The organism is Micromonospora sp. B11E3 (genome assembly GCF_039871625.1).
In the GTDB taxonomy this organism is placed as follows: Bacteria; Actinomycetota; Actinomycetes; order Mycobacteriales; family Micromonosporaceae; genus Micromonospora.
This window is the reverse complement of the sequence record NZ_JBDPMC010000020.1, coordinates 37,760-63,315: the sequence shown is the minus strand read 5'-3', so window position 1 is coordinate 63,315 and position 25,556 is coordinate 37,760. Positions and strand designations below refer to the sequence as shown.

At 69.2% G+C, this 25,556-nt stretch carries 19 protein-coding genes; 4 read left to right on the top strand and 15 right to left on the bottom strand.

Going from position 1 to position 25,556, the window contains the following annotated elements:
- Positions 1-69: 69 nt before the first annotated feature.
- The 15 genes from ABGB16_RS13445 to ABGB16_RS13375 all read right to left on the bottom strand — a co-directional run bounded on the left by ABGB16_RS13445 (position 70) and on the right by ABGB16_RS13375 (position 20,536).
- Positions 70-4,035 carry an amino acid adenylation domain-containing protein gene (locus tag ABGB16_RS13445; RefSeq protein ID WP_347668353.1) on the bottom strand — a complete coding sequence of 1,322 codons (3,966 nt, stop codon included), beginning with the start codon at positions 4,033-4,035 and terminating at the stop codon, positions 70-72.
- Positions 4,032-5,813, bottom strand: coding sequence for an ABC transporter ATP-binding protein (locus ABGB16_RS13440; RefSeq protein ID WP_347668352.1), 1,782 nt, complete (start codon positions 5,811-5,813; stop codon positions 4,032-4,034). Before ABGB16_RS13440 ends, ABGB16_RS13445 begins: the two co-directional genes overlap by 4 nt.
- Positions 5,810-7,669 (bottom strand): ABC transporter ATP-binding protein, encoded by a 1,860-nt coding sequence (locus ABGB16_RS13435; RefSeq protein WP_347668351.1) that lies wholly within the window; start codon positions 7,667-7,669, stop codon positions 5,810-5,812. Before ABGB16_RS13435 ends, ABGB16_RS13440 begins: the two co-directional genes overlap by 4 nt.
- A gap of 8 nt (positions 7,670-7,677) precedes the next feature.
- Positions 7,678-9,009 (bottom strand): condensation domain-containing protein, encoded by a 1,332-nt coding sequence (locus ABGB16_RS13430; protein ID WP_347668350.1) that lies wholly within the window; start codon positions 9,007-9,009, stop codon positions 7,678-7,680.
- 79 nt (positions 9,010-9,088) lie between these two features.
- The gene (locus ABGB16_RS13425) at positions 9,089-9,970 is read right to left on the bottom strand and encodes an aminoacyl--tRNA ligase-related protein (RefSeq protein WP_347668349.1); all 882 of its coding nucleotides are present in this window, start codon (positions 9,968-9,970) and stop codon (positions 9,089-9,091) included.
- A 25-nt stretch (positions 9,971-9,995) separates the two neighbouring features.
- Entirely contained in the window at positions 9,996-11,168 is a 1,173-nt protein-coding gene (locus tag ABGB16_RS13420) for an acyl-CoA dehydrogenase family protein (protein ID WP_347668348.1), read from the bottom strand.
- The gene (locus tag ABGB16_RS13415; protein WP_347668347.1) at positions 11,168-11,392 is read right to left on the bottom strand and encodes a phosphopantetheine-binding protein; all 225 of its coding nucleotides are present in this window, start codon (positions 11,390-11,392) and stop codon (positions 11,168-11,170) included. Before ABGB16_RS13415 ends, ABGB16_RS13420 begins: the two co-directional genes overlap by 1 nt.
- Before the next feature lie 20 nt (positions 11,393-11,412).
- Positions 11,413-11,547 carry a hypothetical protein gene (locus tag ABGB16_RS13410; protein WP_347668346.1) on the bottom strand — a complete coding sequence of 45 codons (135 nt, stop codon included), beginning with the start codon at positions 11,545-11,547 and terminating at the stop codon, positions 11,413-11,415.
- Between the two features lie 240 nt (positions 11,548-11,787).
- Positions 11,788-12,018, bottom strand: a complete 231-nt coding sequence (locus ABGB16_RS13405) for an MbtH family protein (RefSeq protein ID WP_347668345.1) — start codon at positions 12,016-12,018, stop codon at positions 11,788-11,790.
- Entirely contained in the window at positions 12,015-17,111 is a 5,097-nt protein-coding gene (locus tag ABGB16_RS13400; protein WP_347668344.1) for an amino acid adenylation domain-containing protein, read from the bottom strand. The genes ABGB16_RS13405 and ABGB16_RS13400 overlap by 4 nt, the downstream gene beginning before the upstream one ends.
- Positions 17,095-17,364, bottom strand: coding sequence for a (2Fe-2S)-binding protein (locus ABGB16_RS13395; protein WP_347668343.1), 270 nt, complete (start codon positions 17,362-17,364; stop codon positions 17,095-17,097). Before ABGB16_RS13395 ends, ABGB16_RS13400 begins: the two co-directional genes overlap by 17 nt.
- 130 nt (positions 17,365-17,494) lie before the next feature.
- Complete coding sequence (locus ABGB16_RS13390; protein WP_347668342.1) at positions 17,495-18,211, bottom strand: alpha/beta hydrolase; 717 nt, start codon at positions 18,209-18,211, stop codon at positions 17,495-17,497.
- Complete coding sequence (locus ABGB16_RS13385) at positions 18,208-18,891, bottom strand: hypothetical protein (protein WP_347668341.1); 684 nt, start codon at positions 18,889-18,891, stop codon at positions 18,208-18,210. Before ABGB16_RS13385 ends, ABGB16_RS13390 begins: the two co-directional genes overlap by 4 nt.
- Positions 18,891-19,736, bottom strand: coding sequence for a hypothetical protein (locus ABGB16_RS13380; protein WP_347668340.1), 846 nt, complete (start codon positions 19,734-19,736; stop codon positions 18,891-18,893). Before ABGB16_RS13380 ends, ABGB16_RS13385 begins: the two co-directional genes overlap by 1 nt.
- Positions 19,737-19,762: 26 nt before the next feature.
- Positions 19,763-20,536, bottom strand: a complete 774-nt coding sequence (locus tag ABGB16_RS13375; protein WP_347668339.1) for an HAD family phosphatase — start codon at positions 20,534-20,536, stop codon at positions 19,763-19,765.
- A 727-nt stretch (positions 20,537-21,263) separates the two neighbouring features.
- Between ABGB16_RS13375 and ABGB16_RS13370 the strand changes: the two genes are divergently transcribed.
- The 4 genes from ABGB16_RS13370 to ABGB16_RS13355 are packed head-to-tail and all read left to right on the top strand — an operon-like array spanning position 21,264 to position 25,543.
- Complete coding sequence (locus ABGB16_RS13370) at positions 21,264-22,421, top strand: hypothetical protein (RefSeq protein WP_347668338.1); 1,158 nt, start codon at positions 21,264-21,266, stop codon at positions 22,419-22,421.
- A complete protein-coding gene (locus ABGB16_RS13365; RefSeq protein ID WP_347668337.1) occupies positions 22,418-23,236 on the top strand; it encodes a formyltransferase family protein in 819 nt (272 codons plus the stop codon). The genes ABGB16_RS13370 and ABGB16_RS13365 overlap by 4 nt, the downstream gene beginning before the upstream one ends.
- Complete coding sequence (locus tag ABGB16_RS13360; protein ID WP_347668336.1) at positions 23,229-24,200, top strand: hypothetical protein; 972 nt, start codon at positions 23,229-23,231, stop codon at positions 24,198-24,200. The genes ABGB16_RS13365 and ABGB16_RS13360 overlap by 8 nt, the downstream gene beginning before the upstream one ends.
- Entirely contained in the window at positions 24,197-25,543 is a 1,347-nt protein-coding gene (locus ABGB16_RS13355) for an aminotransferase class III-fold pyridoxal phosphate-dependent enzyme (protein ID WP_347668335.1), read from the top strand. Before ABGB16_RS13360 ends, ABGB16_RS13355 begins: the two co-directional genes overlap by 4 nt.
- Positions 25,544-25,556 lie beyond the last annotated feature (13 nt).

Genomic DNA, 25,556 nt, shown 5'->3' with positions numbered 1-25,556 from the left:
TCCCACGGCCCGGATGGCCACCCTGGAACCTCTGAACCGGTATGCCGAGTAACTACGGCGCCACGACGATCATCTCCCGGATCCCGCCGCTCCGAGAACGCCGGAGAGCAGCCGTCCGGTCTCCTCCGCCGCGCTACTGAAAAAGTCGTGGTGCTCCGCTTCGAGGCGCAGGACCGTCAAACGGCCGGCAACGAACCGCTGCCATGCCGCCGGATCTTCCCGCTGAGCTGCGACGAGGGTCATGTCACCCCGAAGAAGTTCCGGTACGAAGCAGCGCTGGAGACGGAGATTGTTCATTCCTATCCGCAGCGCCGTACGAATGGCATGATCATCGGCATCGGCCAATGCGGGAAAGCGCTGGCGCACCTCGTCCAGGCTTCGGCTCGTGAGGTCGTCCGGATCCCGGGCATCGCCGACAGCATCACCGGGCGGAACACCGAGCGCGTTGTGCAGCGCCTCTCGGAGCAACTCGCTCGCGGCTTCCTCACCGGGCATCTCCGGGTAGCCGTCGAGGACCACCACAGAGGCCACCTGGTCCCCCGCACGTTCCAGCCGCGTAGCCATACTGTGCGCCACCAGGCCGCCGAAGGACCAGCCGACCAGGTGATACGGACCGTCCGGCTGGATCTTGCGGATCTGAGCCAGATAGTCCGCAGCCATCTCGGGGATGGATTCGGGCAGTGCCGGCAGCGGGCCTCCAGCGATCGCCTCGGCGAATCCGCGGGCCTGAAGCGCATAGACCGGCCGGTCGCGACTCAGATGCTCCAGGATCCGGAGGTAGCACCAGCTCAGGCCGGCGCCGGGGTGAATGAGGAACAGAGGTTCGCCGGGTCCCTCGGGGCGTAGCTCCAGGACCGGCCCGAAAACCTCCTCCGCCGCTTCGCTTCGCGACACCTGCCGGGCCAGGGCCGCTGGCGTGGGATGGCGGAAGATGCTTTGCAGCGGCAAATCCACGGCGAGTTCGGTACGGATACGCCGGGCCAGCTGGACAGCCAGCATCGAGTGTCCGCCCAGCTGGAAGAAGTTGTCCTCAACCCCCGCGCCGGGCACGCCCACCACCTCCGCGAACAGCTGCACCAGGCGCTGTTCCACGGTTGTTCGCGGCTCCCGGCTCCGCCGCACGCTGACCGGGGGCGGCGGTAGAGCTCGGCGGTCGAGCTTTCCGTTTCGGCTGAGCGGGAACTCGTCGAGGACGACGACGGCGGCCGGGACCAGATGGCCCGGAAGCACATCGCCGAGGCCGGTGAGTAGAGCCTGAGGATCAACCGCCCCGAGGTCTTGCGGCCTGGCCGGAGTGACGTACCCGACCAGACGCTGGTCTCCCGGCGTGTCCTCGCGGATCACGACACAGGCGCTGCCCACCGTCTTGTCGGTCAGGAGCGCGGCCTCCACCTCACCCGGTTCGATCCGCTGGCCGCGAAGCTTGACCTGGTCGTCGGCTCTGCCGAGGAAGACAAGCTCGCCTGCGGGCGTCCATCGGACGCGGTCACCGGTCCGGTACATCCGGCTGCCCGGCGGGCCGTAGGGATCGGCTACGAAACGGGTCGATGTCAGCGCCGGGCGAGCCAGGTATCCGTCGGCGAGCTGGGCGCCGCTGAGATACAACTCCCCCACCAGCCCGACCGGGCACGGGGCCAGCCGGTCGTCCAGCACCCGCACCTGCGTGTTCCAGACCGGACGGCCGATCGGCACCGCGCCTGACTCGCCGGGAACGCAGTCGTGATAGGTGACATCGACGGCGGCCTCGGTCGGCCCGTAGAGGTTCGTCAGGGCGACCCCGGGCAGGACCTGGTGGAGGGCGGCAACCGCTTCGCGCGGGAGGGCTTCGCCGCTGCAGAAGACGCGGCGCAGGCCGCCGCAGCGAGCGGCGGTGGGCTCGGTGCAGAACAGGTTCAGCATCGACGGGACGAAGTGCACGGTGGTGACGTGGTTCGCCACGATGGTGCGGACCAGCGCGGCCGGGTCCCCATGCTCGTCCGGGCCGGCGACGACCAGCGCCGCACCTACCCGCAGCGGCCAGAAGAACTCCCAGACCGAGACGTCGAACCCGCTGGAGGTCTTCTGCAGAACGCGATCAGCGGCGGTGAGGGGGTAGGCAGACTGCATCCAGCGGAGCCGGTTGTCGATCGCGGCGTGGGAGACGATGACACCTTTGGGGCGCCCGGTGGAACCGGAGGTGTAGATGACGTACGCGGGATGCCGCGGACAGAGCTCCGGTCCGGTCTCCAGGGGATCACCGGCGGCCTCCGTCGCGTCCGCCATCAGATCCTCGGGGGTGACCAGGCGAAACTCGCTGCCGGCCAGCCTCGTGCACAGCTCCGGGTCGCTCAGCACACACACCGGCTGGGCGTCGTGCAGCATCATCCGGATCCGCTCGTCCGGATGGCCGGGATCGAGCGGCAGATAGGCGCTGCCCGCTTTCACCACCGCGACCAGTGAGACGACCAGCGCGGCGGAGCGCGGGAGGCCCACAGCGACGATCGTTCCCGGGCCCGCGCCCAGTCCGCGCAGCTTCCTGGCCAGGTCGTCGGTCCGGAGATCCAGCTCCGCATAGGTCAGCGTGCCGGCCGCGGAGACCAGGGCGATGCCGTCCGGGGTTCGCGCGGCCTGCGCCCGGAAGGCCTCCGGTAAGGTGGTCACGGGCAATCGTCGGGCGGTGTCGTTCCAGTCCTCCAGGACCTGCTTCCGCTCTCCCGGCGTCAGCAGGGAGACCGCGCTGATCGGCAGATCCGGCGCGTCGACGACCGCGTCGAGAAAGCGGGACAGCCGGCCGGCCAGCACCTCGGCGGTATCAGCGCGGAAGATGTCGGCGGCGTATTCGAGGACTCCCGAGATTCCCCGCGGTACGCCGCCCGGGTCGACGATCTCGGTCAGTTGCAGATTGAGATCGGCCTTCGCTCCCGGGACGTCCGGCGCCGCCGGCCGCTCGGCCGTGACCGCGCCGAAGTCCAGATCCTGGTCCACCCTCGTGTCGAAGGCGAGCATGACCTGGAAGAACGGGTGGCGGTCCACGGAACGCGGCGGGTTGAGCACTTCCACCAGCAGGTCGAAGGGAAGATCCTGATGCGCGTATGCCTGCAGGTCAACGTCCCGGATCCGGTGCAACAGCTCGGCGAACGACGGATCACCGGACAGGTCGGCGCGCAGCACGAGCGTGTTGACGAAGAAGCCCACGAGCTCGTCGAGCGCCTCGTCGGTACGCCCGGCCGTCACCGAGCCGAGCGGGATGTCGACGCCTGCTCCCATCCGGCATAGCAGCCCGCACAGCGCGGCTTGCACCACCATGTAGACCGTGCAGTTCTGCCGCCGGGCGAGATCCATCAGCTTCCGGTGTCGGCTGGCATCCCAGTCGATCGCGACGCCCGCGCCGCGGTGACCCGAGAACGCCAGGCGGGGATGGTCGGTGGGAAGTGGCAGGGCGGCGGAGACCCCGTCGAGAGCCGTGCGCCAGTAGGCCAGCTGGCGCGCGGCCACGCTCTCCGGGTCCTCGCGGTCGCCCAGCAGCTCCCTTTGCCACAGGGTGAAGTCGGCGTACTGCACCGGCAGTTCCGCCCAGCCGGGCGGGCCGAGGCCACCGCCACGGGACCGGTACGCCGTCGCGAGGTCGCGCAGCAGCACCTCGATCGACCAGCCGTCCGCGATGATGTGGTGCAGTGTCAGCAGCAGCACGGAGTCGTCCGCCGAGCACACGAAGAGGTCGGCTCGCAGTGGCGGCGCCTCCGCGAGCACGAACGGCGCGGACGCGGCGACTTGGATCCGGGCGTCGAGCTCGGCCGGATCGACCGCGGCCACCCTCAACTCCGGGCCGTCGGCCGGGAGATCCAGGACGTGTTGGCAGGGCACCCCGTCGGTGTCGGGAAAGACCGTGCGCAGCGACTCGTGCCGGGCGACGACGTCACCGAGGGAGAGCCGCAGCGCGGTACGGTCCAGCGGTCCCCGCAGCCGCAGGACGACCGGCAGATGGTAGGCCGGGTCGGATCCGTGCAGTCGGTCGAGGAACCACAGGCGCTGCTGGGCGTGCGACAGCGGGATCACAGCGCGTACGCCCGGCTCTGCACGGCGTAAAGCTCGGCGTATCTGCCCTGCATGCGGGTGAGTTCGTCGTGTGTGCCCAGCTCCACGACCCGGCCGTGATCCAGCACGACGATGAGGTCCGCCGCCCGGACGGTGGAGAATCGGTGCGAGACGAGCAGGGTGATGCCGCCGGCGGCCGTGTCGGCCGGGCGGCCCGGGCCCGTGAAGCGCTCATAGAGATCGTGCTCCACCTGCGGGTCCAGCGCGGCGGTCGGCTCGTCCAGCATCGCCAGCAACGGCTTGCGACGCATCAGCGCACGGCTGAGCGCCAGCTTCTGCCACTGGCCGTGGGAGAGTTCGGCGCCGCCGAAGGTCCGGCCGAGCATGGTGCCGAGTCCCTGCGGCAGCCGCCGCGCCACGTCCGGTGCCTGTGCCGCCGCCACCGCCGCCCCGACCGCGTCCTCGTCGTCGACCCGCGACACATCGCCGATGCCCACGGTGTGCCGTGCCTTGCCTTCCAGCTTGAAGAAGTCCTGGAAGGCGGCGGTCGTCCGGGCGCGCCACTCGTCCAGCCGCAGATCCCTCAGCGGGACGCCGTCGATGAGAACGTCGCCCTGTTCCGGTTCGTACATCCCGGTGAGCAGCTTGACCAGCGTGGTCTTTCCCGCGCCGTTGATGCCGACGACCGCCACGGTGGAGCCGGCCGAAAGATGCAGGTTCACGTCGCGCAGCACGGGCTGGTCCGTGCCGGGATAGGTGAAGGTCACCCCGCGCAGGCGGATGCCGTCGGTGAGCCGCGCCGGAGCCGGGCGGGTGCCGGTGTGCGCGTGCTGCTCGGTGTGCGCCTGGAGCCAAGAGAGGTGGCGCATGGTCGCACGCCCCTCGGCCAGCTGGGAGAGGCCGTTCACCGTCGTGGCGAGCTGCGTGCGCAGGTAGCCCGACAGGCTGGCCACCATCAGCAGATCGCCCGGGGTTCCCCGGCCCTGGCTCACCTGGTGGGCGACGAAGGCCAGCGCGGCCAGATAGCCCGCGACGAAGCCGGTCCAGCCCGCGACCTGCCAGAGCGAGGCGATGCGCAACGCACGCACCATCCGCCGGGTCACGCTGTCCCAGTAATCCGCGGCCCGTTTGTCCACGTGCTGGTCGCTGCCGCTGATCCGCAGCTCCTTGGCGGCCGCCGGCGAGGTGCCCAGACGGTGCAGGCCCAGCTCGCGGCGTTCGGCCTCGGCGCTCTCATCGCGAGCGCGGGCGAGCAACGACGACGCCCGGCGGGAGAAGTACAGCGGCGGGGCGGCCAGCAGCACCAACGCGGACAGCGCCGGGTGCACGCCGGCCAGCAGCCACGCGCTCAGTCCGAGGCTCAGCGTCGAGGAGGCCGCGCTGACCGCACCCCAGCAGGCGCCGGCGAGGGTTTCGGTACTCGACCGGATCTGGCTCAGCCGGTCGAGGAAGTCGGTGCGTTCCAGGTGCTCCACGGTCGGGGCGCCCCCGGTCATCACGTGCAGCCGCTGGCTCAGCACGAGGTCGACCCGCTCGGTCAGGTCGAGTTGCAGGCCGCCCTGCACCCGCTGGGCCGAGGCGATCATGGCGTAGGCGAGGGCGCCGACCAAGGCGGCCAGCAGGATGCCACGCCCGCTACCGAGCCCGGCGGAGTTGGACAGGTTACGCACGCTGAGACCGGTGGCGGCTACGGCCAGAGCGTTGAAGAACGCCAGCACCAGTACGGTGGCGGTGGCTTTCTTGTCGGCGCCGTACGCGATGCGGAGCATGGCGAGAACCACGTTGGACTCGGCTTTCATGCTTTCGCTCCTCCCGGACGTGCCCTCATCGGGTTCTCGGGCGCGCCGGCCGGCGGTCCGTCGCCGAAGCGATCGGCTTGGAGCCGGTACAGCCGCGCGTAGTGGCCGCCGAGGTCCATCAGCTCGCTGTGGTCCCCGGTCTCGGTGACCCGGCCGCCGGTCAGCAACACGATCCGGTCGGCGTTGCGGACGGTGGAGAGCCGATGGGAGATCACCACGATGCTCACGCCCGAGACCGCGGCGATCACCTGGTCGTAGAAGTTCGTCTCCGCCTTGACGTCCAGATGTGCGGTGGGCTCGTCGAGGATGAGCAGCTTGCGGCCGTGCGCGACGGCGAACATCGCGCGGGCGATGGCGATCTTCTGCCACTGTCCGCCGGAGAGGTCGACCCCGCCCCGGTGTTCGCGGGTGAGCAGGGTGTCCAGCCCGTTGGGGAGCCGCTCGATGACGTCCCGGGCGCCCGCCGCCTCAGCCGCGGCCATGATGCTCTCGTCGGTCGCCTCGGCTTCCGGCGCGCCCAGCGCGATGTTCTCCCGGACGGTCAGTGGATAGTGCACGAAGTCCTGGAAGACGGCGGAGACGCGGCGCCGCCAGGACGTGATGTCCAGCTGGGCCAGATCGACGCCGTCGACGCTCACCCGTCCCTCGGTCGGCCGCTGCAAACCGGCGAGGATCTTCAGCATGGTGGTCTTGCCGGCTCCGTTGCGGCCAACCACGGCCAGCACCTCGCCGGGCTGGATCTCCAGGTCCAGGCCGTCCAAAACCTTCTTTCCCTCGCCTGGGTACGAGAATCCGATGCCCTCGAACCTGAGGCGCGGCGCTGATTCGGGGGCCAGAAGTCCCGCGCTCCGCTGGTCCGCCGCGGCGAGCCGATGCGAGCGCAGCCGCTCGAACGCCTGCATGGCGCCGGTGGCGTACTCGATGTCGAAGGCCTCGTGTCCCATGACGCCGGCGGCGAAGACGCCCCAGGCGGCGAGGACCATCGTCACCAGCGCCCCGAAAGTGAGCTCACCGTTGCCCAGCGCCGTGCCCGGCACGTAGAGCGCCGCGAAGCCGGCCGCTCCGGCGAGGCCGAACGTGACCCATTGCCGGCGCAGGATGCCGCGCCGCTCCCGCCAGATCTCGCCGAGCCAGTCCTCGGACTGTTCCCGGTGCCGGGCGTTGAGCCAGCCGGCGAGACCGAACAGGCGTACCTCCTTGGCGGCGGCGGAGCCGGTGAGCGTCTCCGACCAGTACTCCATCCGGTTCCGGTCGCCCATCCGCGAGTCCCAGATGGCTCCCAGGCGCACCCACTGCCGCCGGATCACTGCTCGCATGAGCAGAGTCGCGGTCAGCAACGCGATCCCCAGCCACGGCTGGTACCACGCCAGCACCGCGCCACAGCACACCGCCCCGGCCAGCCGCCCGAGCAGGACGAGCTGACCGACGGCGCCGGTTCCAGGGGTACGGGTTCGCCAGCCGCCGAGTTCCGACACGCGGGCCACGTCCGTGCTGTAGTCACCGTCGTCGAGGTGCGAGATCCCCCGCGGTTCGGACACCCTGCGGCGCACGTCGGAGCGCAGCCGGCCGTCGATCCGGCGGGCCGCGAGCACATCGAGCGGCTCACGCAGCAGCTCCGTGCACTGGCCCAACAGCACCACGACCGCGACGAGGGCCAGATGGGGCACCATCTCACCGACCGACCCCGAGCCGAGGGCGCGTGTGAGCAGCAGGCCCGTGAACACGGCCGTGGCCGCCGGCGCCAGGGCGGATGTCAGGTGCGCCAGCAGCAGTCCGCCCAGTGTCGCGCGTCCCGCCCGGGTGAGCAGCATGAGCAGCTGGAGGCGTTGCCGCCCCACCGTTCCCCAATGGGTCATTGGACTCTTCATCTCTCCATAGCGAGTGCGCAGCGATCGGCCACCTGCCGCACGGTGGTGTCCGTCCCGTCGGCCAGCCGGCACAGCTGCTCGTCGAACCATCCGGCCAGCGACCGCAGCTCCGAGGCGGGCAACAACCGGGGATCGACGCGGATCACGATCGGCATCTCGGCGCCGAAGCGGACCTTGACGTCGAAGCGGGGTCCGATCTGGCGGCGTGGCGTGGTCTCCTCTACGCGAGGCGGCGGATGGCCGTCCAGCCGGGCGGAGGGCCGGGCCACGATGTCGGTCGGCAGGAAGTTGAAGAAGTGGTCGAAGCCGAGCTCGATCTGCCGTTCCTGGCGCACCAGGTCGGTGATTCCGTCGACGTCGTACATGCCCATCCGGTACGCCTTGAGAGCCGACGCGCCCAGGCGGGAGAGGAAGTCGGTGTACTTGGCGTGAGGTGCCCCGAGATCAGCCGGCAGCGGCACGTACTGATTCATGGAGCTGACGATGGCGCTCCACCGCGGGTCGAAGCGGTTGCCGGACTGCAGGGTCAGCACCGGCTGGGCGACGCCGGTGACCACGCCGCAGGCCACCGCGGTCAGCGACAGCAGAAGGGTATGCGGCGAGGCGTTGGTGCGGGCGGAAAGGAGTTCCAGCGCCGCACGTGCCCGCGTCGAGTAGAGGACGGCTTCGATCCGGCCCGGGATGTCTCCGTCGGACAGCGGCACCGGGAAGTGCTTCTCCGGCAGCGTGTGCAGGAGCTTCTGCCAGTGACGTACCACCGCGTTCCGGCGCGATCGATTGGCCTCGGACCATTGCTCCGCGGCGAGGTCCCTCGGGGAGGGCGCTGTCTCGGCCAGCCACTGCCGGCCCGCCTCGTCCGGTGACTCCAGCAGCGCCGACAGCTCCGCCAGCAGACGGATCATGCCGTAGGCGTCGGACACGATGTGGTCCACGACGATGACGACCGCGTGCGGCAGCCCGTCGCGGGTGACCACGGCGAACCGGCGGCCGAACTCGCTCCCCCGGACGATCCGGTCCTTGGCCAGCAGCCCCGCGACCACGGCGGCGTCGTCGTGCTCGACCACCTCGACGGTCACCGTCTCCTCGGCGGGCACGACGTGTTGGCGGGGCCCCGCCGGAGAGTCCACGAACAGCGTTCGCAGCGACTCGTGTCTGCGGCACAGTGCGCTGACCGCCCGGACCGCCTCGTCGAGAGTGGTGCCGGGCGGGACCGGAACGTATTCGCGCAGATACGTCTCCGAGAAGCGCTCCAGCGGATACGTCTCCATGACTCGCCATACCGACAGCTGCCCGAAGGTCAGCGGGCTCGACGCACGCTCGTCGGTCATGATCCGGCCCCCTGCTTCCGGCCGGCCGGCGCCACCCGCACGGCAAGCGGGTCTGCGGGCACACGGTGCGGAGAGCGCGTCACTTGGCTGTCCCGCCCAACGCCAGCGAGCCACGCACGGAGGCGGGCCAACGCGCCGGTGACTCTCCGTGCGCCGCGATCAAGGCAAGCACGATCCGCTCCAATCCGAATGCCGCGCACGCGGTGTGCGCGACGCCCCCGTCCATCCGAATGTCGAACAGCCCGCCGAAGTGATCCTTGTGGTAGTTCGCGCTCGCTATCGCCTGCGCCTGGCCGGTGCCCAGATCAGCTCGCAGCTCCCACTTGAGCTCTTCCTGCCGCTGGCGTGGCGCCATCATCCGGGCGGCGTCGCCGAAGAACGGGTCCGTCGCGGTCTCCACCGACACCTTCAGGCCGAGCCCGTCGAACCAGGTGCGGGCCCGCGCCAGCCACTCGTCCCGCCATGCGGGCACGCCGTCGGGGCCGCCGATCCGCACGATCTCGCGCATGCGGAAGCTGCGCAACCTGCCCAGCTCACTGCTCCCCTCGTGCCGATAGCACGACGCCTCGGCCGTCATCGTCACCGGCTGCGCCAGCGTCTGGTCCGCTACCAGCGGATACAGGTGATAGCAGGTCGCCGGCAACGCCACGACGTCGCTGATCGTCTGTTCGCTGTGCCAGGGAGCGCCGTCCGCCAGCCGTGCGGCCTGAATCGCACGCCACCGCCGGTTGTCTCCGACGAAGGTGTGCAACGTGCCGAGCAGGTTCGGGAACGCGTCCACGTAGCCGAGGCGTTCCAGAAGTGCCCTCGAGATGACGGGTGGCACGTGGAACGCCTGCGTGTCCTCCGGCTCGGCGAAGCCGAGCAAGGACGAGCGCAGTGCGTCCACAACCGCCTCGAACGCGGAGTTCAGCACGCCGACGCCGGAAACCTCGGTGGGAATGAGCGACGCGGCAGGCACGTCGGTGTTGCCCAGGGTGTCGATGTCACACCTTCTTCATGAGGCTCAGTCGCGCGTTGGTGCTGAGCAGCCGTTCATTGCCGATCATGAGGCGGGCCGAGTAGAGATCGCGCAGGTGCCGCGCCACCGAGAGCGGCCCGTCCTCGGAGTAACCCGCGATGCCGCAGATCTCGAGGGCTAACCTGGCGACATCGACCGTCGACGTGGAGGCCAGCACTTTCAGGTCGTTGAGCAACATCGTGAGCGCGGGGCCGCCGTGTGCCCCCAACGCAGCGGGGTCCGCCCAAATGGGCTGGTAACGGCCGGCCGCTTCGGTCAGCAGAGCCCGGGTCTGCGCGAGCGCGGCACCGGCGGCGGCCAGCCTCGGCTCCAGGTGGTTCCCGTCGGACCGCGTTCGTTGGCGCACCATGGACTGCGCCCTGCGGAACGCATCGGTGGCGACGCCCATCCAGCAGCTGGTCCACAGCAGGTGCGACAGCGGAACCATCGTGGCCTCGGCGATCTCGCCGAACCCGACGGGCAGGACATGCGTCGCCGGCACGGTCGCCACCACGTCGAACCCCGGGCTGCACGTGCCCCGCATACCCATGGGATTCCAGTCCGGCCCGGCAGGTGTGAGCGACACCTGGTCCGCCTCTGCGTACACCGCGACCTGGTCGGTCGCGGGCGCGTCGGCTGTCCGGCGAGCGGTGATCAGAAAGGCGCCGGCCTGCTGTCCATAGGAGACAGTCGGCGCACGCTTCTCCAGCCGCACCATGTCACCGTCCGGCACTACTGCCGCCGAGCTCGTGCGCAGGCTGCCTCCGATTCCACGCTCCGACGTGACCGAGGCGACCAGCGTTCCCCCGGTCACGATCGAGGGGAGAAGATCAAGAACGTTTTCACCCCCATGCCGTACGAGGCACGCGACCTGAACCTGGTGCATCGCCCAGATCATGGCCGTGGAGCCGCACCCGCGTCCGAGTTCGATCCCTATCTGGATCAGGTCTTCGAGGGCGCAGCCGAGACCTCGGTAATCCGTCGCGCACGCCGCATTGAGCAGCCCGGCGCGATGCAACGCGGCGACGGATTCCGCCGGGAAGCTCGCACCGCGATCTGTTTGGACCGCATTCTCGGCGAGGATCGCGGAGACTTCCCGAAGCGAATGCGAAATGCCATTCATCGTGGAAACGCTCGGCAGGTCACGGACGCCGGGCATCAGGCGGGAGCCTCAGTGACGCAGGGCGCGCCGGCGATCTGTCCGCGCACCGCTTGCGTGATCGCCCGCACGGAGGAGAAGGTCGCGCGGGTCAGCGCGTCCTCAGGAAGCTCGATCTCGAACTCTTCCTCGATGGCGATCATGACCCGCACCACCTGCATGGACGTGATGCCCGCGGACCACAGGTCCGTATCCGGCTGAAGGTCGAGGGACGGTGAGTCCATACAACTTCTCACAATCTCCTTCACCAGGTCTTGCAAGGCTTGTCTCCCATCGTTTCCAAATGAAGCCCGCTGCCGTGATCGGCGACGAGCGCCGCCGGAGAGGACCGGGCGATCGACGCGGCACGCACGCGATAAGGCGCCATGCTGTCGCTCATCTCCAGCTCCTTGGATGATCTGCTCGACCCGGATCCGGCCGGCAGCGCCGCCACGGGTCTGGGGATAAGACAGCAGCACCCGCCGGGAATGAATGGTTTCCGGCCGAGCGTTTCCCGCGCCGCCGCAACCCGTCCTCGAAAACGCAGGCAACAACACGGGATTCGACTCCGGAAGCCGACCCGAGCCACAACCGCCACCGGCGAGCGCACCGTCCATATTAGACTGACTCCCGCCGCTTTTTACACATGGCGAGCACCTTCGGATGCCATGGCCTCTCGCAGGCTCCGGGGACGGATATCCGGCCAATGCTGTTCGACATAGGCCAGGGCGGCAGCCCTGTCACATTCACCGAACACAACGTGCCAGCCGTTCGGCACGTCAGCGAACACCGGCCACAAGGAATGCTGCTTCTCGTCGTTGGCCAGCACGTAGAAGCGGCCGCTCTCGTCATCAAACGGATTGATGGTCATCCTTCCTCCCGAGCCTGGGATTCGTTCGTCGGCAGAAGTCGGTCCGGTGCGCCCGAATCGACGGGACGCATCCGCCGCAGTGCCGGGCGGGCGGCTGGCCTGCCGCGCAGGCAGCGGGAGATCGCGGCCACGGTCGGGCCGTCGAACAGATCGCGGATGTCGAGCTCGCAGCGCAACTCCGCGCGGATCCGGTTCACCAATCGCGTCGCCAGCAGCGAATGGCCGCCGAGGCTGAAGAAGTCGTCGTCGACGCCCACCGTCTCGACGCCGAGCGCCTCGGCGAAGAGCCGGCACAGCGTCGCCTCTTCCGCGGTGCGCGCCGGTCGTCCCCCTCGGAGCGCCTCCGAGTAGTCAGGAACGGGCAGCGCACCACGATTGAGCTTGCCGTTCGGGGTCAGCGGCAGCTCGGTTAGTGGCACCACCACCGACGGCACCATGTACTGCGGCAGTCTGCTGCCGGCCTGCGACCGGATCTCCGCTAGGTCGGGAGCCCGGCCCGCCTCGCCGACCACGTAGGCCACGAGACGCTGGCCGACGGCCCGGTCCGCACGGGCGAGCACGACGGCCTGGGCGATCCCGGGCATGGCCATGAGAACGCTTTCGATCTCGCCGAGCTCTACCCGGAAGCCCCGGATCTTGACCTGGAAGTCGGTACGGCCGAGGAAGTCCAGGCTGCCGTCCGGACGCCAGCGGACCAGATCACCCGTGCGGTACATGCGGGTGCCGGGCGCTCCGTAGGGATCCGCGACGAACCGCTGTGCCGTCAGCCCAGGACGGCGGAGATATCCGCGCGCGACCTGCGCTCCGGCGAGGTAGAGCTCACCCGGCACGCCGACCGGAACCGGCTGCAACCGGTGATCCAGCACATAGGTCCGCACGTTCAGGATGGGCGGGCCGATCGGCGCGGTGCGACCGGTGCTGATGGTCCCGGCTTGGACGGCGCACCCGGTGACGGCGTGGGTCTCGGTGGGACCGTAGTAGTTGTAGAGGTAGCGATCGGGTCGACCCTCGTACAGGGCACGGACCGATGACGAGAGGTCCAGCGCTTCGCCGGCCTGAGCCAGGTGACGCAGAGCGTCCAGCCGCGTTCCCAGCCGCTGGGCAGCGGCTGCGACGCTCTCCACCACCGACATCGGCGCGTACAGCTCGTCAACGGCACAACGGTCGAGCCAGCGGGTCAGTTCGTCGGGATCCCTACGGATGTGGTCCGGCGGTACAGCGAGCGTCTTACCGCTGGTCAGCGCAGAGAAGATCTCCTGAGCCGCGACGTCGAAGCTCAGCGAGGCGAACTGGGCGACCACCGTCCCCACGCCGCCGGGCACAAAGCCCGTCTGCCACGCCAGCAGATTGACCAGGGCCGCGTGGTGCATCACGACCCCCTTGGGCCGGCCGGTCGACCCCGAGGTGTAGATGACGTAAACCGGATGCGACGGCCGAAGCGGGCTCACCCGCTCGCCGCCGGCGATGTCCGCGCCGGAGAGTGCATCGAGCTGGGCGCGGATCTGCGGGCTGCGGACATCGATCGTGAGTGAGCCGAGGTCGTCGATCGGAGCGCCGCCGGCAGTCAGCACGCAGGCCGGCGCGGCGTCACCCAGCATGTAGGAGATGCGATCCGCCGGGTAACCGGTATCGACAGGCAGATACGCCGCACCGGCTTTGACGACGGCGAGCACCGCGATGACCTGCTCGATCGACCGAGGAACCGCCACGGCCACGACCGCCTCGGGACCGATGCCGTGGCCGATGATCAGCCGGGCGAGGCGGTTCGAGCGCTCGTCGAGCTCCGCGTAGTTCAGCGAGCTCTCCTCGAAACGCACGGCGACAGCACCGGGTGAGCGGGCCGCCTGGCGTTGCAGCATTTCGGGCAGCAACATGCCGTCCACCGTTCGCCGCGTGGAGTTCCAGCCCTCCAAGACCTGCCGGCGCTCAGCGGCGGACAGCATGGGAAGGGCATGCACAGGGACGTCCGGATCGCCCACCGCGGACTGGAGGATCCGCAGCAGGTATCCGCCGAGCCGAGTGACCGTAGAATGATCGAAGAGGTCCACGGCGTAGTCGATCGAGAGATCGACGCCGCCCGGAGCGCCATCCTCCCCGGTCGCCGGGGTGAAGCTCACCGAAAGATCGAAGGTGGCGGCCTTCGCACCCGACTCGTCCACCTCGACGGTCAAGTCCTCCACGGTGAGCGTGGGACGGCGGCGATCCTGCGCGGCCAGAAGCACCTGGAACAACGGATGCCTGGACGGAGTTCGGACCGGGTTCAACGCCTCCACCAGCACTTCGAACGGCAACTGGTCGTGGTCGAATGCCGCAAGGTCGGCGTCGCGGATCCGAGCCAGAAGCTCGGCGAAGGACGGATCGCCCGACGTGTCGGTACGCAGGACGAGCGTATTGACGAAAAGACCCACCATCGGGTCGAGAACGGGGTCGCTGCGGCCCGCCACAGGGCTTCCGATCGGGATGTCCGGTCCCGCGCCCAACCGCGACAAGACCACGGCCAGCGCCGCCTGGAACACCATGAACAGCGTCGCCCCGCCGTCGCGCGCCAGACGCGTCAGCTGCTCGTGCAAGCCGGCATCCACACTCAGGTCGACGGTGCCGCTGCGGTGCGACGATCGCGCGGCACGTTGCCTGTCGTACGGGAGCACGAGTTGATCAGGGAGCCCGTTCAACGCCGCTCGCCAGTAGCCGAGGTCACGAGCAGCTACGCTGGACGGGTCGGTGGCGCCACCGAGTTGGTCGCGTTGCCAGACGGCGAAATCCGCGTACTGAAGGGGCAGGGGCCGCAGCGCGGGCGCATGACCGGCCCGCCGCGCGCCGTAGGCCGCGAGGTAGTCGGAAACGAACGGCGCAATCGACCAGCCGTCGCAAGCCACATGGTGGAAGACGAAGAGCACGGCATGCTCGTCCGCAGGTGTCGACAGCACATAAGCCCGGACCGGCGGCTCGCTGGACAGGTCAAATCCATGGTGGAGCAGCTCATCGCGACGGGCGGTCATTTCCTCACGGGTGGCGCATCGCAGCACCTGCGGTTCTGCGGTGCACTCCTCGGGTGTGAGCACGCGTTGCACGGGTGTTCCGTCGTCGGTTTCGGGAAAAAGGGTGCGCAGGGTCTCATGCCGGGCCCTCACGTCGCCCCACGCGGCCACCGCGGCTGCTGTATCCAGCGGACCCCGAACCCACAGCGTCAGCGGAAGAATGTAGGAACCGCTGCCTGCTTCCATCCGGCTGAGGAACCAGAGCCGTTGCTGGGCGAACGACAGCGGGATGCGCTGCGGACGTGGCTGAAGGACCGGTATCCCAGCCGGCGCCGCCGCCGCTCCCTCACCGCCGACAAGCACGTCGGCGAGTTCCCGCACTGTGCTCCGAGTGAAGATCTGCCGCATGGACAACACGGCGCCCATCTCCCGGCGTACCAGCCCAATCAGCTTCGCGGCCAGGAGCGAGTCCCCACCGAGCTCGAGGAAATCGTCGGAGGCGCCGACCGAGTCGAGCCCGAGCACCGCGGCGATCAATGCGGCCAGCCGGCGCTCGGTGGCATTGCGATACGAGCCGCCCGGACTCACTGGCAGCGCGGGCGCCGGGAGGGCGGCACGATCGGTCTTGCCGTTGGGCGTCAACGGCAGCCGGTCGAGGTTGACGATCGTCCACGGCACCATGTAGTCGGGCAGCGCCTTCGCGAGAAGTGCGCGAGTCTCCGCCGGCTCGGGCAGGTCTCCGGCCGCGCCGACCAGGTACAACACGATGCGCCGGTCGCCGGGCCGATCCTCGCGAAGCATGGCCACCGCGCGCGTGACGCCCGGGATGACGGTCGCGGCGGCCTCGACCTCACCCAACTCCACCCGGAAGCCGCGGATTTTGACCTGCGTGTCGGCCCGGCCCACGAACTCGAGATCCCCACCCGGACGCTGCCGTACGAGATCGCCCGTCCGGTACATCCGGGTGCCCGGTGCGCCGTTCGGATCAGCTACGAAACGCTGGGCGCTCAGAGTGGGTTGCCCAAGGTAGCCACGGGCGACGCCGGCACCGCTGATGTAGAGCTCACCGATGGCGCCGACGGCGACCGGGGCGAGCTTCTCGTCGAGCACGCGGATTCCGGTCTCCCGGATCGGCGTGCCGATCGGCACCGTGCCATGGCCCAGTTCGAGCGCGGCGTCCAGCCTGCGGGTGGTCGACCAGATCGTCGCCTCGGTCGGTCCATAGACGTTTGTCACCTCTGCCGCGGCAGCGCGTAGCCGGCGCGCCAGCGGCGGCGGCAGAGATTCGCCACCGACGAGAACCCGGATGCCGGTGAGATCCGGTTCCGCCGTGTCGAGCAGGCTCTGCCACATGGCCGGCGTCGCCTGGACGACTGTGATGTCCCGCGTCAGAAGCGATGCCAGCGCGATTGGATCGCCCTGTTCCTCTCCCGTGGCCAGCACCAGGCGCGCGCCGCTCATCAGAGGGGCGAACAGTTCGAGGCCTGCGATGTCGAAGCCGATGGTGGTGACGGCCAAGAACCGGTCACCGGGGCTCAGGGCGAGCCGTTCCACGAAGTCGTCGAGGAGGTTCATCAGATTGCCGAGGGTGTTGACCACCCCCTTGGGGACTCCGGTGGATCCCGAGGTGTAGAGAACGTAGAAGGCGTGCGCCTCGGACGGTTCCGGCCACGTCGACTGCCGTACCAGATCCTGGTCTTCGGCAGGCACGTCGATCAGGACGCGTCGCGCCTGATCGGCGAACGCGATCGTGGTTTCGGTGGCGCTGTCGGTCACCAGCAGCGACGGCCGGGCGGCCTCCACGATGCGCCGGTTCCGAGCGCTGGGGTGCGCCGGATCCAGCGGCAGGTACGCGGCGCCGGTCTTGCCGATCGCGAGCAGGGCGACCACGAGTTCGACGGTGCGCGGCAACGCGACCGCGATCAGCCGCTCCGGGCTCGAGCCGGCAGCCGCGAGCCGGGCGGCGAGTTCGTCCGACGCTTCGTCGAGCTGCTGATAGGTCATGCTGCGCCCGCCACAGACCACAGCGATCGATGAAGGCGAGGACCTTGCCCACTCGGTGACGAGGCGAGCCGGTGTGCGCCGCGTCGCTCGGCGATCAGGCTTTTCGATCATTCCAGGCCCCTTGCCGGATTCCATGGATCACGTCGGACAGCGCGCAGCCGCGTGCCTCCGGCGCGGGTCGCGAGGCCACCTCGTCGGTCTGAAAATCCCCGATCAACTCTTCGAGCATGTCCTGACAGTCGCCGCAGCCGGTGCCGGCGTCGCAGTACTCGCCGAGGCCGTCGATCGTGACGACACCTCGCTGAATCCAGCTGACGATCTCGTCCTCGGTGACGCGGTTACAGACGCAGACATGAGTGCTCACACCGCCTCCTGCCAAGCTTCGAGCAGGACGTGCGGAAAGAGCCGTTCGATCTCCGGGACGTTGAAACGCACGGTATCGGTCAGCTGTGGCGAAGGCGGCGAATCCACCGTGGTTCTCCCGTCCTGCAGAGCTAGACCGCAGCCAGGCTGGCGACGATCTCCGCACCAGCCGGTCGCTGCGGATTGACCAGGTGCATGTGCCCGGTGCCGGCCATATCGCGCACCTGTACGGGCAGGCCCGCTGCCGTCCACGCCGCCACCTGCGTCGTGACCACGTCGAGGGGCACCGCCTGGTCCTCGTCGGCCACGACGACGTCCATCATGGACACGTCGGCCGGGCCCAGCCGCGGAGTGGCGTCCCCGACCGCCCCGCCTTTTCGCACGTGTGCGACCGTCAGCGCCGCCGCCGCGCCGTCGCCCAGCCCGCGGGCTGCGGCGAGCGCCACGTCGACGACCGGCGCGAGCAGGACGACCCGGTGCCCGCCGGCTCGGCCTGCAAGGCCGGACAACAGCACGTGCGCTCCCGCCGAGTGGGCGACGAAGCGGCCGTTCGCCCACTCCTTGTCGTCGTGCACGAGCGTGTCCAGGGCGGCCGTGGCGTCCTCGGCCACACCCGGCCACGTACCGCCATCCCACACCGGCCGGTACTCGACGACCGCCACTTGACAGCCCCGCCGAGCCATGGCCACGGCCAGCGGCTCCAGGTCGCGAGCCGTTCGGTCATGGCGCCAGAACCCGCCGTGCACGAGGACGATCCGCGGACCATCCTCGCGCGCCGCAGCCCGGTACATGTCGACGCGCTGCCACGGCGAGCCGCCGTAGCGAAGCACGCCCTCCGTGATGCTCAAAGGACGCCAAGCGCGTACAGGCGGGCGATCCAGTGCTGGAGCCGTTCGTCGCTCATGCGCACCTCGGCCCGGCGTTCAGCGGTTTCGTCCGCGGCACCGTAGCGGTACGACACCGTCCCGTCGTCCCGGCGAATCATGAAGGCTCGCTGCTTCTGGGCAGTACTCTGGATGACAAGCGAGACGGTCTCCGGCTCGGCGATCGTCGTGTGCAACTGCTCATGGTCAAGCGTGATGCACCGGCCAGCCCGCTCCTCGCGCAGGAAGTGCGGCCAGAACCGGGTCACGTCGGCCGTCTCATCCAACGGCTGGTCCGTGGCGTACAGGGTGTGGTTGTAGGCGCCCGCGAGGATCAGAGCGGTGAAGCTGTACCGGTGGTTGTGCACGCTCTCGTACTGATCGGTGTTAGCTAGCCGCAGTCGGATCTGCAGCCCCTTCTCCGGCGCATCCCAGATAACGATCTTGTCGTCGAGCGCGTGACACTCACACTTCTCGCGCAGCTCCGGCGTGCGCAGCACCCGGTCGACGAGCAGGCGCAACAGGTCCTTGTCCTCGCCGATGCGGCGGGCGATGCGTTCGGTGACCTCGGCGGCCGCTTCGATGTCGTCCCAGCGCACCACGGGCAGGGACTCCATGAACGCGACGGCGTCGGCCTCCGCACTCGTGCTCGTCAGGGTGGTCATCACAGCACCTCCAGCGCGCGCAGCCGCTGCGCGAGATCGTCGAAGTACTCCTTGGAAATGCGCTTGCTTGCCCGGCGGGACTCCTTCTCCTTGTCCTCACCGAACCGCCACCAGACCTTGCCGGTCTCCCGCTCGGTGATGATGGACCGCTCCTTCTCGGCGGGACCCCGCAGGAACAGCGACACCGTATTCGGCGTGGTGAACGTCGTGTGAATCTCGTTGTGGTGCAGCGTGTAGCAGTTGCCCTCGACCTCGTTCGTCACGAACAGCGGGACGACCCGCACGTCGGTGTCGCGGGCCTCCCAGTCGTTCTGCACGTCGTCCGGGATGTCCTCGGCCCGCCCGACCAACTGGTGGCGCACGTGTCGGTACCCGCCACGCATGATCAGCGAGGTGAAGGAGAACCGGTGATCGTGCGGCCGGTCCCGGTGATCATCTGTGGAGACGTGGACCCGGATCCGGAACCCGCGGTCAAGGGCGTCGTAGATGACCAGCTTGTCAAGCAGCTTGTGGTGCTCGCACTTGTCGAACAGGTCCTCCTCCTCGCGGGCACGGGCCAGCAGCTCACCGAGAGCCTGCTTGTCCTCGGCCAGCGCGAGCAAGACCTCCTTGGTCTGTTGTCGCGCCTTCGGCAGGTCGGACCAGTCGATCGTCATGCGGTTCAAGGCGTCCAGCATCAGCTCACGCGTCCCTTCCAGCGAGCGTTCCGTGGTGCGTAGCGGGGTGAGGCGGGTGCGGTCCGGGTGAGCCAGGGAGACGTCATCCCACCACCTGGACCAGGTCGGGCTCGGCGAGCTGCCCGAGCAGTTCGACGATGTCGTCCGTGGCCTCGTCGACAGGGACATCGAAATCGTGTCAGCCCATTGACATGCTACAATGCGTGCGCCGAGAGAGTGGAATCTCTCGCATCCTGCACGATATCTTCGAGGTCATAACGGCAGTCGCCACAGTCGCTGCACGCGATATTCTCAGCCATGGCGAAACGGGTCGTACACGTCGCGGCCCAGGCCACCAGCGCCTCGCCGGCCAACGCGGCGAACGATTCGTGCACGTCCAGCACCGTGCCCGGCACCGACGGAACGCCGACCACGACCATGCCGGCAGCCTGAGCGGATGCCACGCCCGTCCGCGAATCCGCAAAGGCGGCACTGGGCTCGGGTGCGGCGTCCAGGAGACGACAGGCGGCCAGACAGAGGTCCGGAGAGGGCCTGGCGCGAGGCGCATCCTCAGCCGACACGATCACGTCGAACAGGTCCAGCAGGCCGGCGGAGCCAAGGGCGGCGTCCACGAAGTGCCGTGGACTGTTGCTCGCCACCGCCACCGGCACCCCGTGGTCGATGAGCGACTCGACGATGCGCCGAGCCCCAGGCAGCGCCGGCGCGCCCGCCTTGAGCTCCCGCCGAACGAGGTCGGCCAGGTGCGCGGCCGGCGTCGGCCCAGCGCCGGCAAGGCCGACGTACTCCGCCATCGCGTCGCCGCCGGCCTCCAGCGTACGGGCGATGAGGAGCTGCTTCTGCTCATCGCCGAACTCGTGCCCGTGCTCGCGACAGCGAGCGGATTCGGCCCGACTCAAGCCGGACCCCGTCTCCACGAGTGGACCATCGCGGTCGAAGACGACCGCGTCCACGTTGGTCGGTAGGCTCATCTGGCGTATCTCCCCCGAAATTCGACAGCCCATGAGCGGCGGCACCCCGACAATCGTTCATGACGGGGCTGCGATCGTCAACCATGGTCGACACAAGCAAGATCAAAGAGCTTTCACATCCAACCAATGTTGTCGGTCGATCGACCGCAACAGTCGCTCGCGGGCATCACTGCGCCCCTGGTCAGGGCGCATGCGCAGATCCGGCCGTTCACCCTCGGCCACCGGGCGAGCGGGCGCGTCGGTGAGGGTGGTGACTGCGGACAATACCTGGATCGGGCGTGCTGACATCGCGGGCGAGGTCCGCAAAGGTGTCTGGAAGCGTGCAGTCGCCTACGCGATCTCACCCGCTCGGGACGCCTCCACAGAGGTCAATCACCCCAGATAACCCCAGCTCAAGACGCTGCTGTCGAACACACAACGGCCCTGCGTGTCACCCCGCCACGCCGCAGCGAACCACCGAAAGTGCGAAAGTCGAGTCATCGCGGGGCCACATCCGGCGTCGCGCTGTGGTTAGGATGCAACGCAAGATAGATGCCAACTTATCGACGAGCCGCGAAGCCGCTCCTTGCGCTCCGGCGTCGTCGATAGACGCTCGGCCATCCACAACGATGTGGACGGCGAGCGATCAACGTCCAGGGGCTTACGGGTGGAGTCAATGGCGGGTTCAGCATGCGTTACGCCGCCGGCGGTGCCTGTCGCCAACGCCTGCCGAATCGATGTGAGACGAATGGACAACATCTCAAGTGAGGAGCTCGGCAAATTCGCCGGGCTGCCGGTGGAAGTGCATTGCCACGGCTTCGCCGGTGTGGACTTCTCCGAGTTCGCCCAGCTCGACCTGGAGCTGTTGGAGCAGATGTGCGTCGCCGAGTCGGTCGTGAGCATCCCCACGCTCTACCTGCACCGCGACCGGCTCGACGACTTCGAACGGTTCATGCACCGGTTCGCGGCACTGCGCCGGGCGGGCCGACTACCGCACGTGGGGGGCATCGCTCTCGAGGGCCCGTTGCTGGCCAGCCACGGTGGCACCCCCGCCGCGACCGTATGGGCCCCGACCAAACACGAATGGGAGCGCCTGGCGCGGCTGGGCAACCTGGGCCTGGTCTACATGGTGATGTCGCCCGACGCGTTCACACCTGCCTCCGACTTCTACGGCGAGGTGCTCGCGCGCCATCCCGGCTTCGACTGGATCGTACCCACGCTCGTGCAGCATGGCGTCCGTCCGGCGCTGGGCCACTTCACCCGCGCGGACCCGCAGCGCAGCGCCGAGCTGGTTACCGAGATGGTGGAGTTGGCGTGGTCGACGTCGTGGGACGGGTCCGGCGCGCGCGTGATCACCGACCACCTGTTCAACGACATGCCACTCAACATTCGGCACGCTTTTCGGACCAGCAAGGCACGGCAGACGCGCGACGCGACCATCGCCGCCTACGACCTTCCCAACTGGACACTGTCCGACATGGCGGAGATCGCGGGTCCCGTGCCGGCGGCGATCATGAACGAGGCGGCTGCGGGACGGCTGGCCGCGTGCATCAATTTCGACGGTGAGCACGTCGACGGCGCGATCGCGGCGCGCGCGGTACGTCTCATGGGCATCGAGAACTCGATGATCATGACGGATCGGTGCGACTCGGCCCGCCTCGGCGGCCAGGAACTGTTTTCCAACGCCGACAATGGCCTGTGGTACCAGGAGCTTGGCGTGGTCGCCGCCGGCTCGCAGCCATTGGCTCGCCAGATGCGCAACGCCGTTGACCGCGACATCGTCGGCTCTGAGCTGTGGACACTGGCGGCCGGCACGGCACAACGCGCCCTCTGTATCGAAGAGGACGAGCGGTTGACCGAGACGGCCACGGCCGCGTGGGGCGAGCTCGTCGCGAGCGGCCGGTGAGCGCGCCCGTCCCCGTCGTTCTGCCGAGGCTCAGCGCGAGTGGGCCTATTCGGGTGGGTGTGCTCGTGTCGGCCACGGGGGCCAATCTGAGCACGTTGATCGACCTTGCCCGGCGCCAGCCGGACACGGTCGAGGTGTGTCTCGTCGCGTCGCACGGCGCCACGGTCAAGGCGCTGCAGGTCGCCCATGATCACGGCATCGAGGCCTGGCCGGGCGACTTCGACGAGCAGTGCGGCCTCGCCTCGGCGGCTACGGACGCGGCCGCGCGTGCCGAGTACCGTCGCCGTGCCCGGCTGTGGCACGACGGCCTGAGCCAGCGGATGCGCCGATGGGAGGACCAGCACGGCGACCTGGACCTGATCGTGCTCGCCTACCACCGGTGGATCGAGGGTGACCTTCTCGACCGCTACCGCGGCCGCGTCATCAACCAGCACCCCGGCGACCTGAGCGTGCTCGACGACGCCGGCCGCCGGGTGCTCATCGGGCGCGATCCGGTGCGCACGGCGATCGGACTCGGCCACGCGTCCACGCGTACCTCATGCTTTCTCGTTGACGAGAGTCAGGACGGTGGTGCCGTGCTCTGCCAGGGCCCGCCGGTGTCCACCGCCGGGCGCGCGGCGACGCCGGAGGACGCGTGGGAGCAGGAACTGCGGCAGAAAGAGGCAAGCGACCGCCCCTGCCTGGAGTGGACGGTCCTGGCCTACGCGGCCGGCCGGCTGGCCCTGACGACCGACCGGCACGTCGACGGCAGCCCGGTCGTGGCCGTCGACGGCCAGGCGACATCTCTCGGCGGATGGCGGATGGACCATGTCTGACCTCGACACTCTGAGCCCGCCAGGCACGAGCGCGGTTTCGTCCGACGTGCTGCGTTCGCTCACCGCGGACGACAAGAAGCACCGGCTGTACCTGGTGGACCCGTACCTGCGCGAGGGACTGCTGCACTTCTCGACGGTCGGCGCGCTGTCGGTGGCGCATGACCTGGCCTTTGTCGTGCTCAAGCCCGACGCGGTGGCCGGCCGGCGATGCCAGCTGATCGTCGACACGCTGCGGGAGCGCGGATGGTTGCCGGTGGCGGCGACCACCGCCCGGTTCGATCCACTGCTGACCCGCGAGGTGTGGCGGTACCAGTTCAACGCCGCCTCGGAGCAGCGCATCGCGGTGGTCGACCATCTGCTGGGCTCCGGGGACAGCCTGCTGGTGCTGCTCACCGATCACCAGCGGCCCGACTGGCTGCCCGCGAGCGTCCGCCTGACCGCCCAGAAGGGCGCCGCCGACCCGACCGGCGCCCACCGGGCCGATCTGCGCCAGCGGTTCGGTCGGGTCAACGGGCTGTTCAACTTCATCCACACCGCAGACGACCCGGCCGACTTGGTGCGGCAGTTGCAGCTGTTCGCCTTCGATGCCGGATGGGACTGGTGCGCCGAGGCGCTGACCAAGGGGGCGCAGACCGACCCTGCCGTACTGGAGCGGGCCGCCGAGCGGGTGGCCACGTTGGTGGCCGACCTGGAGGCGCAGATCCCGGCCCATGATCTCGACCTACGGGCCAGTCTGGAGCGCCTGCGGCACCGCGATGACGAGTGGGGTGCGCACGCCCGTCGGTTTGACAGCCGTGAGCACATCGGCGAGTGGCTGGCCACCCTGGCGCGCGTCCCGCTGCCACCGGGCGCCGCGCGGTGGGACCTGCTGACCGTGCTCACCTGCTGGATCGAATGCAATGAGCCGAACGTTGCCGCCGTGATCCCCACGGCGCGGCCGGACGAATGGTTGAGCGCTCGATGACCCTTTCCACGATCCCGGCCACGCGCCGGGACATTCCCGCGCATGTCGGGGCGGGCAACCTCATCTACCGCGCGGCCCAGGTACCTCGGTTCGTCGGGGCGGACGGCTGCTATCTGACCGACGCCGACGGCCGCCGTTACCTGGACGCGGAGGCGGCCAACGGCACTGTGGCGTGGGGCTACGACGCGCAGATCCTGCGCGACGCGTTGCGTGCCTGCGAGCAGCTGCCGGCGTTGCCGTCGTTCTGCGAATCCGAGCTTCGCGTGTCCGTACTGGAACGGCTGGAGCGGCTGTTCGGTGGCGCGCTCGGCGCTTCCGGTCGGGTGGAGCTGGATCTCGGCGGGGCGCAGGGCATGGAGACCGCGCTGCGGATCGCCTTCAGCGCCGTAGGCCCCGGCACCGTCCTGGTGTTCGAGGGTGCCTTCCACGGTCGGTCCGGGGTCACCAGCATGCTCAGTTCGAGCCCGCGCTACCGCGAACTGTTAGCGGCCTGGGGTCTTGAGGTGGTCCGCCTGCCCAGCCCCGACTGCGGGCGGTGCGTCCACCACGACGGCGCGGCGGCGGGTTGTGCCAGCGGATGTGTCCGCGCGGTGACGCGGTGGGGTTCGGAGCTGACAGGAGTCGGCGGCGCCGGGTACGGCCGGCGCGTGAGTGCTCTCGTCTTCGAGTCCATCCAGAATGTCGGCGGCATGGTCGAGCCGGACCCGCGGCTGCTGCGCGCGGCGGTCGAGCACGCGCGGGCCAACGGCGCCGTGGTGATCGCGGACGAGATCTTCACCGGCATGCACCGCACCGGCCCGCGCTGGGGCTTCCAGCGTGCCGGTGTCGAACCGGACATCGTGGTGACGAGCAAGGCACTGACCAACGGTGCGGCGGCGCTGAGCGCGGTGTGGGCTCGTGAACCGCTGGCGGACCCGCAGACGTACCGGCCGGGCAGCCACTCCTCCACGTATATCGGCATCCCGCACGCGCTCGCGGTGGTGCAGGCCGTGTTGGACCGCTGGGATGGCTGGGCCGACCCGACCGCCGACATGACTCGCCTCGAGGAGCGCATGCTCGACCGGCTCAACGCGGTGCGCGAGCGCCATCCCGAGACGGTGCGCGGCGCCGCCGCGTTCGGTGCCGCGGCCAGGGTCGAACTGGCCGGCGTCACCGCGCCTGAGGTCCGCCAGCTGTGCCTGACGGTGCACCCGAAGGCCGCGCTCATCGTCGCGGCGACGGGCATGGCGCCGGACGTTCTCAATATCCACCCGCCGCTCGTGATCTCCGACGACGATCTTGACGTCATGGTCGAGGTGCTGGACGCGGCGTTGACCCGATGGGAGCGGGACCGAGGCGACTGATCGTCTGCCCGCC